Origin of the sequence: Bacteroides fragilis (genome assembly GCF_019583405.1) — a bacterium.
In the GTDB taxonomy this organism is placed as follows: Bacteria; Bacteroidota; Bacteroidia; order Bacteroidales; family Bacteroidaceae; genus Bacteroides; species Bacteroides fragilis_B.
The window spans coordinates 226758-243160 of sequence record NZ_SZUU01000004.1 but is presented as its reverse complement, the minus strand read 5'-3'; the positions used below and the strand labels follow the sequence as shown (position 1 = coordinate 243160).

Here is a 16403-nt window from a genome sequence, read left to right as displayed (position 1 = left end):
ACGGACATCATAGAAATAGCCTTTTGAAACATTTACAACACTTTCACTTTCATTTTATTACAATATCCACCAACAGCCCTTTATTACAATCAACATATCGTCCAAACACAAGACGCATGAATTATGCTATCTCAAAATCCATGGGTTTTTATTCAGCCCATCTTCCTTCGAACCATAAAAAGCATTTCTACGCATTTTTAAAATACAAAATGACAGATTGTAAGTGATCATAAAAACATGTTATATCACCTCTTCAAGTCGATATAATGCATACCAACTGAAATCATGATCACAAAAACCGGGTTGTAAACAAATGTAAAGTCCATCTGTCTACAACCCGGTTTCATCTATATCGGATACCTATTATACGTACGTTTCCTTACCAGCCGGGGTTTTGTACCAATTTCTTCGACTTTTGTATCTCTGCCAACGGAATGGGGTACAAATACATACGCTTCTCAAAAATACGGGTCTCAAAAGCAGTGCGTTTCATAAAGCCCTCAAGATCGGTGGCATTCATATCCATACCATGAACAGGGCCGCCTTGTTTATATCCCTCTTCTTCGGCACACATCCAACGACGTACATCAAAATAACGCTGTCCTTCGGCAAACAATTCAATGCGGCGCTCGTGACGTATGGCTTTCTCCTGCAACTCCCGGTTACCGATAATTTCCGGTTTAATGTCTTTCAGTAAGGGAATACCGGCTCTATAACGAATGCTGTCCACATACTGGATGATACGCGCATCACCCGGATTCACATGATTCAGGGCCTCTGCATACAACAAATAAAAATCGGCCAGACGGAACAACATACTTGCACGATATTTGGATTTCGGATTGTTGCCCTGATTCAGCAAATCACGGTTCATACCTTTATAAAGTAAATATCCCGAATAACTCATATCCGCCTTCGAGTTGTCATCCGGCATTCCTTTATAAAAATAAATCTTCTTATCGGTCTTTTGCCATATTTTGCCGGAATAAGTAATGTCCTGGTAGAAACGCGGTTCACGATTCTTATACATATTGGGTATACCGTCTTCACCGATGCCCTCTTCTTTATACAAACCCGATTCTTCAATGCTTTTACCATCACTCATCAAGAAGTCATCAATAGCTTCCTGAAGAACTCCGACGCAACTGAACCCACTGAAAATAGCACGCGGAGTACATCTACGTTCACGGCCTTCACCATTTACTCCTCCCCAGGAGTTCTTACTGCTTTGCCAAACCGCCTCCGAATTGTTAACGCTTACCTGAAACAGCTGATAAAGCGATTCTGCCGGATCAATCTCATCATCCTTTATCACTTGGTATAACGAGTAGCGCCCCTTTGAATAATCAATAAAGCGTTGTAGAGCATCCAAAGCGGTTTTCCATTTCGTGTCATCCTTTGCCGGAAAGAGTTGTTTGCCCTGATTATCCTTCAAAGCAACAGCCTCGGAATAACCACCATTGAACAACGGACTTGCCGCATACACATGCAATTTGGCCAAGATAGCTAACGCTGCCCCCTTGGTCGGTGCCGCCGCACGCTCATTGTTAATAGTACCATCCGGATTCAGTTCTTTCTCCGGTAGCAAGTCGTAGCATTCATTGAGTTCTTTATCAATAAAGGCAACTACTTCATCTACCGAATTTCTGTAATAATCCAAGTCAGCGGCCGAAGGATCGGCTATTTCGGTCATAATAGGAATGGGCCCATATAACTCGAACAACAGATAATGATAATAAGCACGTAGGAAGCGTGCTTCGTTCTTCAGAAGAGCCAGTTCTTTTTCATCAATGAAGTCGGCTACATCTCCGTTCTGCGGAATGACATGGGCGTATGCGATGAATTCGTTTGCCTGCCGGATCTGCTTGTAGAGACTCCAACGTGACAAATCGGCCGATCCGGCATGATAGCCTATCGTTGGAATCGTTTTCACATTGTTTTGTGCTGACTTCAATTCGTCTGAAACAGCCGGCCAGGGATTATCCAAACCGGTCAGGCTGGCATAGGCATCCGTTATGATGATATTCGACATATCGGGGATACCGGTATAGATGTAACGATGAAACCGGCGTGTGTAACTTGTGTTATTAAATACTTCTTCCATAGTCATTTCGGCAGCCAGATCGTCAGATACATTTAAATAATCTTTACAGCTGGAAAGAAGGGTCGCACTCAATCCAAGTGCAAGTATGAAGGTCGGTAAATTTTTAAATACTTTCATATATACTATTATTAATTTAGTTAGAATGTAAAGTCAAGACCAAAAGTAAACGTACGGTTCAGCGGATAAGGGAAACCTCCATTGTTGTTTCCTTGCTCGGGATCCCACATCTTAATACGATCCCATACGTACAAATTATTTCCCTGTACATAAAAGCGCAATGCTTCTATATTTAACTTTTTCAATAACTTCTTATCAACATTATAACCGAATTCTATATTTTTCAGTCTCAGGAAACTGGCATCACGCAGCCACCACGTACTGGCTGCCGTATTGTTTTGGAAATTATTACTATGCATACGGGGAAACATCACATTCTGACTCGGATTCTGTTCAGTCCAGCGATCGGCTACCACCGAACGCACCGCAGATTCTTCAATTCCCCACTGGAAAGGAAAGAAGGTCGCATCGGCTCCGGTTCCCAATACAGTTGAAGTATTGCCAGCCCCCTGAAAGAAGATACCGGCATAAAAACCTTTCCATTCGGCATTAAATCCGAAACCATAGACAATTTCGGGAACAGTGGGATTTCCTACATCTTCCATTTGGTCATTGCTGTCAATCTTACCGTCACCGTTCAGGTCCTTGTATTTGATATCACCCGGACGAACACCGCTCGAAAGACCGGAAACGACTCCAGGTTTTAATTCATAGGTGCGATTAAGTCCTTCACCGTTGATGATAAAGTCATCATAGGTATACAAACCGTCGGCGATATAGAGCTTGTTCGAGTTGAGACGGGTGCCCTTCTTTTCCAACCAGGGATATACCTGCGGTACCTGATCGTACTCGATAATTTCATTACGGGCAAACGTGAAGTTTCCGCGTGCACTCAGGTTGACTTGCCCTATTTTCTGATTAAGGGTGAGGCTGGCATCTACTCCATGATTCTTCACAATACCGAAGTTCTGCCAAGGCATCTGCTGGAAACCGGTTACGTTGGACACCGTGTTGCGTTGCAACAAAATGCTTTTACGTTTATTATTAAAATAGTCTACCTGCAAATCAATGCGGTTGTCGAATAACCCGAGATCAATACCGTAATTCTTCTTTTCCTCAATTTCCCATGAAAGGTAAGGAGCCTCAAACCGGGCCTCGGTAATTCCATTACCAATACCGCCCATGCCTCCCGTATCGCTGAAGCCGAGATTATACCCTCCATTATCCTGTTTCATCGTGCCACGGTACAAGAAACGGTCACCACCGGTGTCATCATTTCCCGTACGTCCGATAGAAAACCTGAATTTCAACTTATTAACCACCTTCTTCAACGCCTCCGGATAATAAGGTTCGTTGCTGACATACCATGCCAATCCCATTGCCGGGAAAAATCCGAAGCGAAATCCTTTTGCAAAGGTCTCAGAACCTGTATAACCGAAATTACCCTCTACGAAATAACGTCCGTCATAACCGTAAGTGGCACGTCCCACAAGGCCCTGCTTTCTGTAAGGCAAAGCATTGTCGTGGTATTGGGTCTCTTTTTGCATATAAAGGACCATAGCGGTCACATCATGCTTCTGCGCAAAAGTCCGGTTATAGTTAAACGACGTTTCGAAATAGATTTTTTTATTCGAAGAGTTTTCCAGTTTCTCGGTCAACACATCGCTACCCTCCACAACTTTCTTAAATTGCAGTGCCCCGTTTTCATCACGTCCGGTTGCCAGATACTGAGTAGGTGTCTTGGTTCGTTTTGCCGTATATTTCATATCAGCGTCAAAACTGATCAGACCTTTCCAATTCAGCCCCTTGGTGATAAAATCCAACTTCTGGTTTACTTCCAATTTCGACTGGATAGACGTTCTCCACTCTTTGGCATATCCGGAATTCACTAATAAGTTATATGGATTGACGCGGTTACCGGAAGGGCGCGGATGTCCGGCAATCGTTCCGTCCGAGTATTCAGCAGGCATCAGGTAAGAGGGAGTGCGACACATCGAATTGAAAATTGTATTTGTGCCTGTACCCGGATAATTCGTTTGCAGGTATTGTCCGCTAATATCTACTTTCACCAATGTTGTTTTCGTCGCGTCAAAATCAATATTGCTACGTAAATTATAACGTTTCAGCCCGATGTTATTGTCATACTCGTTTTTCTTGCCTTCTTTAAAAATACCGTTCTCCTGATAAAACGCTCCGGAGACAAAGTAACGTGCACGTTCGGACCCGCCTCTTACATTGAGTGTATAACGCATATTATAGGTATGCTCTCTCAGCATCTCCTTCAACCAGTCGGTGTCGGGATAAAGATCACGATCGGCTCCCGGACCGTATTTGGCAATTTCTTCCGCTGTACGTATACTGGCTGTTCCTTCATTGTTCAAAGCTTCATTATACAGTTCCAGCGTCTCTACCGAATTCATAAATTTAGGCAAACGAGTCGGAGTAAGCAGGGTAGATTCCGCACGAAGGGATATTTTGGGCTTCTGCGAATTACCACGTTTAGATGTGATCAGAATAACTCCGTTAGCACCCTCGGCACCATACACAGCAGTTGCCGCGGCATCTTTCAGCAAAGTAAACGATTCGATCTCATCGGGTTCTATATCCTGCATATTACGGGGCACGCCGTCGACCAAAACCAGCGGATTCGTACCTCCTTTGAAGGAACTTACACCTCTGATCCAGAACTCAGAGTTGTCATATCCCGGTTCACCCGAACGCTGAACGGCAATTAAACCCGGCACTTGTCCGGCCAGAGTATTAGTCAGATTTCTATTGGAAGATACTGCCAGTTCCTTAGGTCCGATGGCATTAATAGAACTTACAACACTGTTTTTTTTCTGTTTACCGTAACCAATAACCACTACTTCATCCAACAATTCGGTATTGGGAAGCATCTTTATGGCCAGAATTTTTTCACCTTTGTAGGTGATCCGTTGCGACTCGTAGCCCACATACGAGAAAAGAAGTATATCTCCTTTCTTGGCACTTATCGAGAAGTTGCCATCTACGTCAGTAATAACTCCTGTAGTGGTTCCTTCCAGCTTAATTTGTACTCCGATCAAAGGCTGACCGTTCTCATCCACCACAAGTCCGGTGGTATTATGAACCTGGGCGAAGACTGAATTCAGCCCGAAAGACAATAAAAACAGAATAAAGCAGATCGATCTCAATACTTTATTCTTAAACGCATATTCTTCTGGTATCCTCCCGGTACGATCACCGGCAGTATCGGCATCATTACTAATATGAGCATTCATCGGCAAAACTGATATTAGCATAAAAAGGTTTTTCATAAGCTTAAATCTTTTTTGTTGTGTAGGTTTTAAATTAATTTTCAGGAAAAAGTGATACTATCCATCTATCGATGCATAGTCCTGTTTGAAATTCGGTCTTTCTTATGTTTTCATAGGCGTAATAAATATGGTTAACACATCATCTATACTGAACCATGCTGATTTTAATTTGCACAAAACGCCTGATTTTATCAGAGTTCCAGTAGAACTTAAAAAAGAAGAAAGACAACTGAACTTAAAGGTAAATGATGTAGACGAAAAGGAGTATTTGTAAAATGTAGTTTAAAACGAGAAAGAGATATACTTATTTTCCACCTCTGTATACTTCAATATATACCACAAGAAAAAATGCACAATCGGGAAAGAAGAAATCAAATAATTGATATTAAATAGTATAGAAAACCATCTTATAAGAAAGAAATTTCAGAGTTACAATTACGATATTTTAAAAAAAACATGCTTAAATAAGAGTTTTATTAAAGTTATTGCTATATTTGCCACGAAAATAGATCATTTATTACGTATTTTTAAAACAGTTAACTCGACAATCTAAAAAGTAGCATCTGCATGTATTGCGCATAAAACTTTCCAAGTTCTACTGGAACTTTTCTCAAGTACTTTTGAATTTATTTATTTCCAAACAGAACTGCATATTAATAACATTTTTATAGAAAATCATTGTAAAATAATTACTAAACCAAAGAACGTAGACGGTATATCTTTGGTAGCATAAAAACAGCCCGACAGTATATTATTATCATCATATCAAGATCTTTACCCATTCTGTTTATCCTTATCAGGCTGTCGTTCTCTTGAATGCGAATCAATAATTGGATGAATTCTCCCAACTATTGATTCGCATGATTACTTATTTATATCAGCTGATTACCGTACCTCTTACGTCCAGCTCACGGATAGCAGCCACCGTACCGTTGCCTACCCCATCAGGAATGACAAGTTTGATATAGCGTGCCGTTGATGATTTTACATAATATTTCAATGCGGCATCCTGATTGGTGAAGCCAAACTGACCAATCGACTCCCAGTTGTTTCCATCCTCACTGGCTTCAAAACGTACCACTTTAATCGGATTATTACTTCCCCGCCCACGTGGCAAGAGTTCCACTTGAGCTATCTTAACGCGGTGATTCATATCAATGATTATCTCGTAGGGGAGAGGATCGGAACCTCCTTGCCAGCGAGAATGCCAGAAGGTCTCGGCGTTTCCGTCGATCAGGTGTTTGGCATGTCCGTTATTGCTACCTTCACCCGAAGGTTCCTCGGTAGTGAACGACACGATTTTCCAGTCCGTTTTAGAAAGTTTATCTCCTTCTTTTATGATACTATAAGCAGCATAAGTATCCTTATCCGCCCGTATAGTGGCGTCAGAAGTTACCTCTGCTATCTGTACGGGTAACATATAATTTCCCGGCAAGATGTCATTCTTCAGTTTATAAGTTGCTGTTACCTGATTTACTCCGTTCTGAAGAACCGGGGTCTCGGGTGCTACATAAGCATCAGACGGAAGCATACTGAAATAAGTGCCGTTGGCTGTGTTATAAGCATCTATCACCGACTGGCGGTTTTCCAGACGGCAGGTTATTTCCCATTTATTGGTAAACGGAACGCCGATCTGTACAGGTAACTCTTTTACGTCTGCCAGATTGATTTCTTCGACTCCGGCATTCATAATGGTTACAATCGGTTCTGAGACCTTAAATCCCAATAACAAAGCAGAACGTCCCGGAACCAAAGGCATCCCGTTGGATGTGGCACGCAAAGGCAACACATATTTCAAATGATCGTATCCGGAAAGCTGTTGTATCTTAGCCGGATCGTAAGTAAGTTCACCTTTCAGCAGTCTTTCGTCTGCCGGAATATCGACTGTCCCTTTTGTCAGTTGATAACAATCGGCGGGCAGAAGTTCGTACGAAGTTCCATCAGCAGCATTCATCGAATCGAGCAGAGCTTTGTCCACCGAGAAACTCACCACACTGGCGGTTGATTTCAATCCTCCCTGTTGTATCCATAAATCTGCCGTATACTTTTCACCTACATTATAGGATTGCAATGTGTTGAATCCTTCCTGAGATACAGCCAAAACTCCATCGGCTTTGGAACTTACATCAAAACTGTCATCGCAACTGCTTACCGACAGTGCAACGCAAGCTGACAGTGCTATATAATTAAATCTATTCATAAGTTAGTCTTTTTATTCGTTCAAAATCACCATCCCGGATTCTGTACCAGATTCTTGGTCTTCCGCATTTCTGAGTCAGGCATCGGATATAAATACATTTTCCGGTTAAATACAATCTGACTTGCTTCCACTACACGATTGAAATCGTCAATATCATTCGGTTCGCCACGCACATTCATTCCATGTGCATAACCGTTCTGACGACCTTCTCCGTTTTTATCGGCAATCATCCATCTTCTTACATCAAAATAACGTTGCCCTTCTGTAGCCAGTTCCACCTGACGTTCGCGCTGAATAGCAGCCCGCTGCAACTCCTGATTACCACGAATAGCAGGATTCAAGGTCTCTACACCGGGCAATCCTGCACGCTCACGCACGAGATTGAGGTATTTCAAAACTCTCACATCGTTAGGATTGACTTCATTGGCTGCCTCGGCATACATCAAATAAAAATCTGCCAAACGGAATATAATAGAAGGACGGAACTGAGAGGCTACCCCCGGATTGGTCAAACTGACTGAACGGTTGAAACGTTTGAAAAGCATATAACCGGTCAGCGTGGCCTGTCCTTCTTGTACACCGGAGTTTCCACCATTGTAAAACAACACTTGATTACAGCTCACAGGCCATTGACGTCCATTGAAAAAAACGGTGTTATAAAAACGAGGTTCACGATTGAGGTAACGGTTGCTGACAGACACGTTGGTATACTTCTTGGAGAAGTTATCATTCTGATCTTTGTAAGTTCCGTATCCCTCTTCCTGATAAAGTGTGGATTGCGGCAAATAAGCCGTAGCCGAAATGGGAAGCCCGTCTTTCATATAAAAAGCATCTACCAATTCCTGCGTAACTCCGGTGGAACCCAAACCATTTTTTTCACAGCGCGGAGCGATACGGCGATCAAAAGCATCGCCATTCATTCCTCCCCAATCATTATTTGCCGTGGCCCAGATAATTTCGTGTGTATACTTCTGAAACAGATTATATACAGACTTGTCCGGATCAATGACAGCACCGTTGTCGTCTTTATATTCTTTATACAATTCATATCTTCCGGCCTCGGCATAATCGATAAAGTCTTTGCAAGCGGCAAGAGCTTTCTCCCACTTACCGGCATCATAATCGGGAAACAGGCGGGTACCATCCGGATTTGTCACCGCCAAAGCCTCTCTGTATCCTCCGTTTAAAAGAGGACTTGCAGCATACAGCCACAACTTGGCACGAACGGCCAGAGCAACTCCTTTGGTCGGCCAGGCACGATGGTCCTTATCTTCAAAAATGGGCTCCTGAGTCAATTCTGAAGCAACTGCTGTCAGTTCGGAATCAATATACGCTACCACTTCGTCCACCGTGTTCCGGGGTACGTCCTGATCTTCAGTTGCATCGTATATCTTGTCCTTCACCAAAATGATCGGACCGTACTGTTCAAACAACAAATAATGATAAAATGCCCGCATAAAACGTACGTTGGCCTTCATCTGCGTCAGCTCGTCTTCCAGCAACTGGTCACCCTGAGTACCTGTAGTCACGATCGGATGGGCCTTCTGCAAAAAGATATTGGCCTGACGGATGTATTTGTAGCAGTCGCCATAACGATGAAATCCCATATTGGAAGCATTTCTATCCGAATTATTGTACTTGGAAGAGTTTCCATATCCTACGACCAGTTCATCACACATACCTGTCCAGGGATTCTTGAAAGCTCCCACATTCAAGCTGTTTATTCCCGAATAGTCGGGGATACCGGCAAAAACATTGGCATACCATCTTTTTGTATACGATACGTTATCAAATACCTGTTCGGTATTCTGCAAACCTCCCGCAAGTTGTTCGGAAACTCCCAGATAGTCGCAGGAACTAACACAGCACAATAGCGCTATCAGCAAAGTATATATAGAATTTTGCTTTTTCATCTTTCTATTTATTAATCTGTTTTTTCTTTTTAGAATGTAAAGTCTAAACCGAGTGTAAAAGTACGTGGCAGAGGATAATTAAAACCTGCGTTGGCATTACCGGCTTCCGGATCGAAATACTTAATCTTGTCCCACACAGCAAGATTATATCCCATAATATAAATACGGGCAGCCTCAAAGCCAATCTTATCCATAAACTTCTTAGGAAGCTGATAACCGAACTCTATGTTTTTCAGTCGTAAGAAGGAACCATCGCACAGCCACCAGGTGCTTGCCACCCGGTTGTTGGCATTATTGACATTGTTTCTATGCAAACGCGGAATAATGACATCCTGGCTGGGATTGCTCTCGGTCCAACGGTCTAAAGCAAACGTACGGTAATTGGACTGGTCGACACCCCAGGAGAACGGGTACCATCCTTCTGAAGTACTTCCTCCCAAAAGAACAGATGTATTGCCTGCCCCCTGAAAAAATATACTTGCATAGAACCCCTTGTACTCCGCATTAAGGCCAAATCCATAAATAATTTCAGGGGTACTCGGGTTCCCCACTCCTCTTACCTGGTCGTAAGAGTCAATCACACCATCACCATTTACATCGACGTATTTGATATCACCCGGACCAACCAATCCTCCCAAAGTAGGACGCGGAAGTTCCGAACGAAGTTTATAGGTTTTCAATCCGTTGGCATTGGTACTGACTATAAAATCATCCTCGGTATAAAGCCGGTCGGCTATATAAAGAGTATTTTCGCTAACCCGGGTACCGGTAACTGCTTGATAATCGTATTTCTGCGGTAGCTCATCATATTCAAGAATTTTGTTGCGCGTAAAGGTAAATGTCCCGCGGGCGCTAAGTTTCAGCTTACCTATCTGCTGATTGAGGTTCATTGACATATCCACGCCCTGATTACGTACCTTACCAAAATTCTGCCATGGGTCTTGACGAAGTCCGCCCAACTGGGGGACAGTACGGCGTTGCAGCAAGATATCTCTACGTTCGGAACGGAAATAATCGAAAATAATATCAATACGGTTATCGAACAATCCAAGATCAAAACCATAATTCTGCTTATCTTCAATTTCCCAAGCCAGATAGGGGGCTGCAAACCGTCCCTCAACAATACCGTTACCTATCCCGTTAGTTCCACCAGTATCTCCGATACCCTGTGTAAATCCACCGGCATTGGTCGTGAAAGTAGGACGGTACAAAAAGCGTTCCTGCCCTGTTTTATCATTACCCGTACGTCCGACAGATGCTCTCAACTTTAGTTTATTAACTATCTTTTTTACCGCTTCCGTATAGAATGATTCGTTGGAAAGATAGTAAGCGGCACCAATTGCCGGAAAAAAGCCAAAACGATTGCCTTCGGCAAATGCTTCGGAACCGGTATAACCAAAGTTACCTTCGACGAAATAGCGCCCGTCATAGCCATAAGTAGCACGACCCACAAACCCTTGCTTACGGAAAGGGAGAGGAACATCATGCTGTTGTGTCTCTTTCTGCATATAAAGTAACATAGCCCCCACATCATGCTTTCCAAACGTACGTTTATAGTTGACAGACGCATCGATATAGATTTTCTTCGCAGCAGACGTCGCACTGTTTTTGGGATCCTGAATATCCGGATTACCCGATACAACCGTAGAGAAAATCAATTGCCCTAATTCATCACGACCAGTGGCATGATATCGTGTCGGATTATATTCCCGACGGATAGTCATCTCGCTGTCATAGTCATAACTTATATTCAGGTTGGCAGACAAACCTTTGGTAATGAAATCGAGTTTTTGATTGACATTTACTTTTGACTGGATACCGGTTCTGTATTCTTTTGCATAACCGGAGTTCATCAATAAGTTATAAGGGTTACGCATATTCGCATCTCTTTCCTGAGCATAAGTAGCGACTGTTCCGTCACTGTACACAGCCGGGAATGTATAGGGAGGAGTGATCAACATGGAACGGAAAATGGTGGAGGTACCTGTTCCCGGATAATTGTTAATAAGATATTGCATGGCAAGATCCACTCCTACTGTAGTAGTAGAAGATACAGCCATATCAATATTCGAACGCAAGTTAAACCGGTCAATACCGATATTGGTATCATAAATCCCATTCGGTCTGTTCTTGAACAATCCGCTTTCATTGTAATAGGCACCTGATACGAAATACTTGGCCTTTTCCGTACCACCGCGTACATTGAGTGTATAACGGTGGCTGAAGGTATTCTTACGAAGAAGTTCGTCAATCCAATTGGTATTAGGGTACAGATCCGGATCATCGTTGTTACGGTAATGAGCTATCAGTTCATCAGAAAATTGAGGTCCCTCTCCATCATTGCGCAATGCTTCGTTATACAGGCTCAGATAATCGGCAGAACCAACAAATTCCGGAAGACGAGTAGGTGACGAAATCGTATGTTCTGTCTTAAAAGATATTTTAGCCTTCTCAACCCGTCCGCGCTTAGTAGTCACCAGTACTACACCGTTAGCTCCTTCCGCACCATAAATGGCAGTAGCGGCCGCATCTTTCAGTACAGAAAATGTTTCTATTTCATCCGGTTCAATATCACTCATATTTCTGGGAACTCCATCGACAAGTACAAGCGGAGAAGTTCCTCCGGCAAAAGTACTGACTCCGCGAATCCAGAATTCGGCATTATCATAACCGGGCTCTCCGGAACGCTGGACCGCAATCAGACCTGCCACCTGACCGGCAAGGCTGTTATTCAGGCTTCGGGAAGGAACGACAATGTCTTTGGGTTTTATCGAACTCATGGATACCACCACACTCTCTTTTTTCTGTTTACCGTAACCGACTATCACTACCTCATCAAGCGCTTTTGAGTCTTCGTGCAATACGACATTGATGTTACGACGTCCTTTCACCTTGATTTCTTCGGTATTATATCCCAGGTATGAGACCAGTAAAATCACATCATCCGACGGAAGCATGACTTCATAACGTCCTTCCATATTGGTTATGGCACCGATAGCAGGATTTCCTTTTACCACTACGTTTGCACCGATGACTGACTCTCCTTTTGCATCGGTAACGACTCCGGTAACTTTGATTTTAGCCTTCTGCTGAGGGGCAGAGGCGGATTCGGAAGTTTCTTTTTTATAAATAATGATCTGACGGTCTTTAATGGTAAATCCATTATCGGTATGTGCCAATAATTGCTCTAATATTTTTTCGACCGACTGATTAACCACATTTACACTGACTTTCCGGTTCAAGTCAATAACACCATCCCTGTAAAAGATGATAAACTCACTATTCTTCTCTATCTCCTTAAAAACCTGTAGTACGGTTTTTCCGGCAGATTGCATAGTAAAGACTTTGGTTTGCGAGTAAACACTTGAAGCATAAGCTATTTCGAATGCAAAAGTGAATAACAAAAATAAAAAAACACTTTTTATTGATAATAAAGTTCCTACTTTAGTCCTATTGGGACTAAATATTCCATGATTATTCATACATTTGTACGATTTGATTAACAAATTTGTTTTTACGTAGTTTAATCTAATCAGGGGTTGGATGATATGAGGGTATTATCCAACCCTTTCTTAAAAAATTTAAGGTCCTTGTTTCATACTATTAGAAATTACTTGGTTAATAAAAAATGATTCTCTCTGATCTCTACTTTCGCAGGTATGGTTTTACTTAACATTTCCAAAACATCCCATAAATCTTCCCGTAAATCAAGCTTACCACTACAGGTTAACCCGATCAGCCCCGAATCAGCTGTGATGTGTTTTCCATAATATTGAGATAACTTTTCGATGATTACTTCAATCTTTTCATGTTCAAAGCAATAATAGCCTTCTACCCAACTGATATATTCAGACACATCCACTGTATTTATCCGCAACTCGTTCCCTTGGTCATCATAAGTTAACATATCATTGGGGTTAAGAACTTTCTCGGGATGCTTATGTGTATCCACTTTCACTTTACCGGATACCAAAACCACCGATTGTTCCTCTGCAGAATCATAAGCACTCACATTAAATTTCGTGCCCAGCACCTCTACTTCCATCCGATTGGTCTTTACGATGAAAGGCCGGGTTTTATCAGGAGATACCTGAAGGTAGACTTCTCCATTCACATAAATCTCCCGCCTATGTGCCGCAAACTCTGTCGGATATACCACACGGGTATTAGCATTCACGGCTATTCGTGTCCCGTCGGAAAATGTTATAAAAGAACGTTTTCCGGAAGGAACTATTAACTGATTATAACCTGCGCCCCCTTCTTCATCTGCCTGAGCCGTTCCGGAATTGATGGCTATTTTACCACCCTTCTTATAGTGTAATTTACTTTCTTTCCCATCCATAACCACCTTCTGCCCTTTCGACAAGACTAACTGTATGTCATCGCTATGATCCGGTTGGGAGATACTGGCCAAACTGTAAAATGAACTTTCTTCATAAAAAGCAATCAGGGAAAAAACAAAATAACTGCTCAAGACCAACATTGATATACAGGCAGCAATACTCGCTACACGCAGGAAAATTAATCGTTTTTTTCCTCTTCTCGCTTTTTTCTCAACCGCTACCTGATAGCTGATTCGTTCCCAAAGTATTCCCACTTCATCGTCTGTCATCTGCTTTTGAGGACTTACGGCTACAATCTTTAAAAAACTTCGAGCCATATGTAACTCTTTGGCAAAATCGCCGTCTTCTTTCTCCAATCTCGCCCAAAAATCTTCACTTTGTTCCGTAGGATGCTGCATTGAGTCCAGAAAAGGTCCGTCGTCCAACAAATCAGCTGCGGTATAGTGTATATAGTGATTTCGCTCCATTTTCTTCTTTTTATAAAAAGACAGACAGAGCTCTGAAATCTACTCAGTGAAAAGCGGATTTTTTATTGAATTTCTATTACCAGCTGAAAAACAAGGAATTAGAATAGAAAGAAAAATGGCAATATACCATACATTTCACGCAATCGAGTGAGAGATCGCTGAAGTAAATTATAGGCTGACTGATAATTAAGCCCCATCAGCTCACAAATAGAACTGTAATCCAGCCCTTCAAAAAAACGATAATAGATGATTTCACGCTGTCGGGGAGAAAGCGTATTCAACAAATGGGCAACAGTATGTTTCTGAGATGTTTCATCTTCGGTCTCAATAATTTTTTCTTCTACCGACAAATCGAACTCATAATTTATATTAGAGATATAAGTGTCATGTAAACTCCCTTTATTAAAGACATTAAAGATAGAATTCCTTAACGAAGACATTAAGTAGATTTTAATATTGGCAGGGGGAGAAGAGTATTTACCTTTCTGTCTGTAGATATTCACAAAAACATCCTGGACACAGTCTTTCACCATCTCTGTATCTGTAGTAAAACGACACCCATATTGATAGAGTTGCTGAACGTATTGAGAATACAGCCATGCATAAGCATTGTCATCTCCTTCCAGAAATGACTGCCACTTCGCATTACTACTCTCAACGGGATCATTATTATACATATCGCATGACTTCTGACAACATCAGTTGCGCAAAATAAGCAAAAATTCATTAAAGGTAGTCAAGGAACCTCTCTTTTTAACTATAAAATTCCTTTATAATTGCTAATCTTCTTCCTTGTACTAATTAGAGGACAAACAAAAGCCGGCATCTATTACAGCGAAATTCAATCTCTCCTTATGAAGGAAAACCGAAGAGAACAACTCTTTCCTGAAATTTATTGTTATATTTGCATATACTAAACTTTAAAGCCTTATTCAATATGTTCAATTCATTTGGCAATATTTTCAGACTAACCAGCTTTGGCGAATCTCATGGTAAAGGAATCGGAGGAGTGATTGATGGATTTCCAGCAGGTATCACTATCGACGAGGAGTTCGTTCAGCAAGAACTGAACCGCCGTCGCCCGGGGCAGTCGGTCATTACCACTGCACGCAAAGAAGCTGATAAGGTAGAATTTCTTTCGGGCATTTTCGAAGGAAAATCTACAGGATGCCCCATTGGGTTTATCGTATGGAACGAAAACCAACATTCAAACGACTATAATAACCTGGAAAAAGTATATCGTCCGTCACATGCTGATTATACATACACTGTAAAGTATGGAATCCGTGATCACCGTGGTGGAGGACGTTCTTCTGCACGTGAAACCATTTCAAGGGTAGTGGGTGGTGCTTTGGCAAAGCTCGCATTGCGTCAATTGGGAATTCACATCACAGCTTATACTTCACAGGTAGGTCCAATTAAATTGGAGGGCAATTATACAGATTACGACCTTGACCTGATTGAAAGCAATCCGGTGCGTTGTCCGGACCCCGAAAAAGCAAAAGAAATGCAGGATTTGATTTATAAAATCAAGGGTGAAGGAGATACCATTGGAGGCGTATTGACTTGTGTCATCAAAGGATGTCCTATCGGACTTGGACAGCCTGTATACGGTAAGCTACATGCCGCATTGGGAAATGCCATGCTGAGTATCAATGCTGCAAAGGCTTTTGAGTATGGAGACGGTTTCAAAGGACTCAAACAAAAAGGATCAGAGCAAAACGATGTGTTCTACAACAATAATGGGCGGATAGAAACACGAACCAACCACTCCGGAGGAATCCAAGGGGGGATCAGTAACGGGCAAGATATCTTCTTCCGGGTAGCATTCAAACCGGTAGCCACGGTACTGATGGAACAGGAAACTGTTAATATCGACGGCATCGATACCACATTGAAAGCCAGGGGACGCCACGACCCATGTGTATTGCCACGTGCAGTACCAATTGTAGAAGCTATGGCAGCAATGACCATACTCGACTATTATTTATTGGATAGAATGACGCAACTTTAATAATTATTC

At 42.2% G+C, this 16403-nt stretch carries 8 protein-coding genes; 1 reads left to right on the top strand and 7 read right to left on the bottom strand.

Features of this window, described 5'->3' with window-relative positions:
• Positions 1-379: 379 nt before the first annotated feature.
• The 7 genes from FDF36_RS11025 to FDF36_RS10995 all read right to left on the bottom strand — a co-directional run bounded on the left by FDF36_RS11025 (position 380) and on the right by FDF36_RS10995 (position 15057).
• The gene (locus tag FDF36_RS11025) at positions 380-2221 is read right to left on the bottom strand and encodes a RagB/SusD family nutrient uptake outer membrane protein (RefSeq protein WP_220391362.1); all 1842 of its coding nucleotides are present in this window, start codon (positions 2219-2221) and stop codon (positions 380-382) included.
• Positions 2222-2241: 20 nt separating this feature from the next.
• A complete protein-coding gene (locus FDF36_RS11020; protein ID WP_032541827.1) occupies positions 2242-5457 on the bottom strand; it encodes a SusC/RagA family TonB-linked outer membrane protein in 3216 nt (1071 codons plus the stop codon).
• Between the two features lie 877 nt (positions 5458-6334).
• The gene (locus tag FDF36_RS11015) at positions 6335-7657 is read right to left on the bottom strand and encodes a BT_3987 domain-containing protein (RefSeq protein WP_220391361.1); all 1323 of its coding nucleotides are present in this window, start codon (positions 7655-7657) and stop codon (positions 6335-6337) included.
• Between the two features lie 26 nt (positions 7658-7683).
• Entirely contained in the window at positions 7684-9570 is a 1887-nt protein-coding gene (locus FDF36_RS11010; RefSeq protein WP_005781348.1) for a RagB/SusD family nutrient uptake outer membrane protein, read from the bottom strand.
• A gap of 29 nt (positions 9571-9599) precedes the next feature.
• Entirely contained in the window at positions 9600-13052 is a 3453-nt protein-coding gene (locus FDF36_RS11005; RefSeq protein ID WP_220391360.1) for a SusC/RagA family TonB-linked outer membrane protein, read from the bottom strand.
• Positions 13053-13180: 128 nt separating this feature from the next.
• Positions 13181-14380: a FecR family protein gene (locus FDF36_RS11000; protein WP_220391359.1), complete on the bottom strand. Its 1200-nt coding sequence runs from the start codon at positions 14378-14380 to the stop codon at positions 13181-13183.
• A 98-nt stretch (positions 14381-14478) separates the two neighbouring features.
• Entirely contained in the window at positions 14479-15057 is a 579-nt protein-coding gene (locus tag FDF36_RS10995) for an RNA polymerase sigma factor (protein ID WP_005781354.1), read from the bottom strand.
• 260 nt (positions 15058-15317) lie between these two features.
• Between FDF36_RS10995 and aroC the strand changes: the two genes are divergently transcribed.
• The gene (aroC, locus tag FDF36_RS10990) at positions 15318-16394 is read left to right on the top strand and encodes a chorismate synthase (protein ID WP_005808404.1); all 1077 of its coding nucleotides are present in this window, start codon (positions 15318-15320) and stop codon (positions 16392-16394) included.
• The last annotated feature ends 9 nt before the right edge of the window (positions 16395-16403 follow it).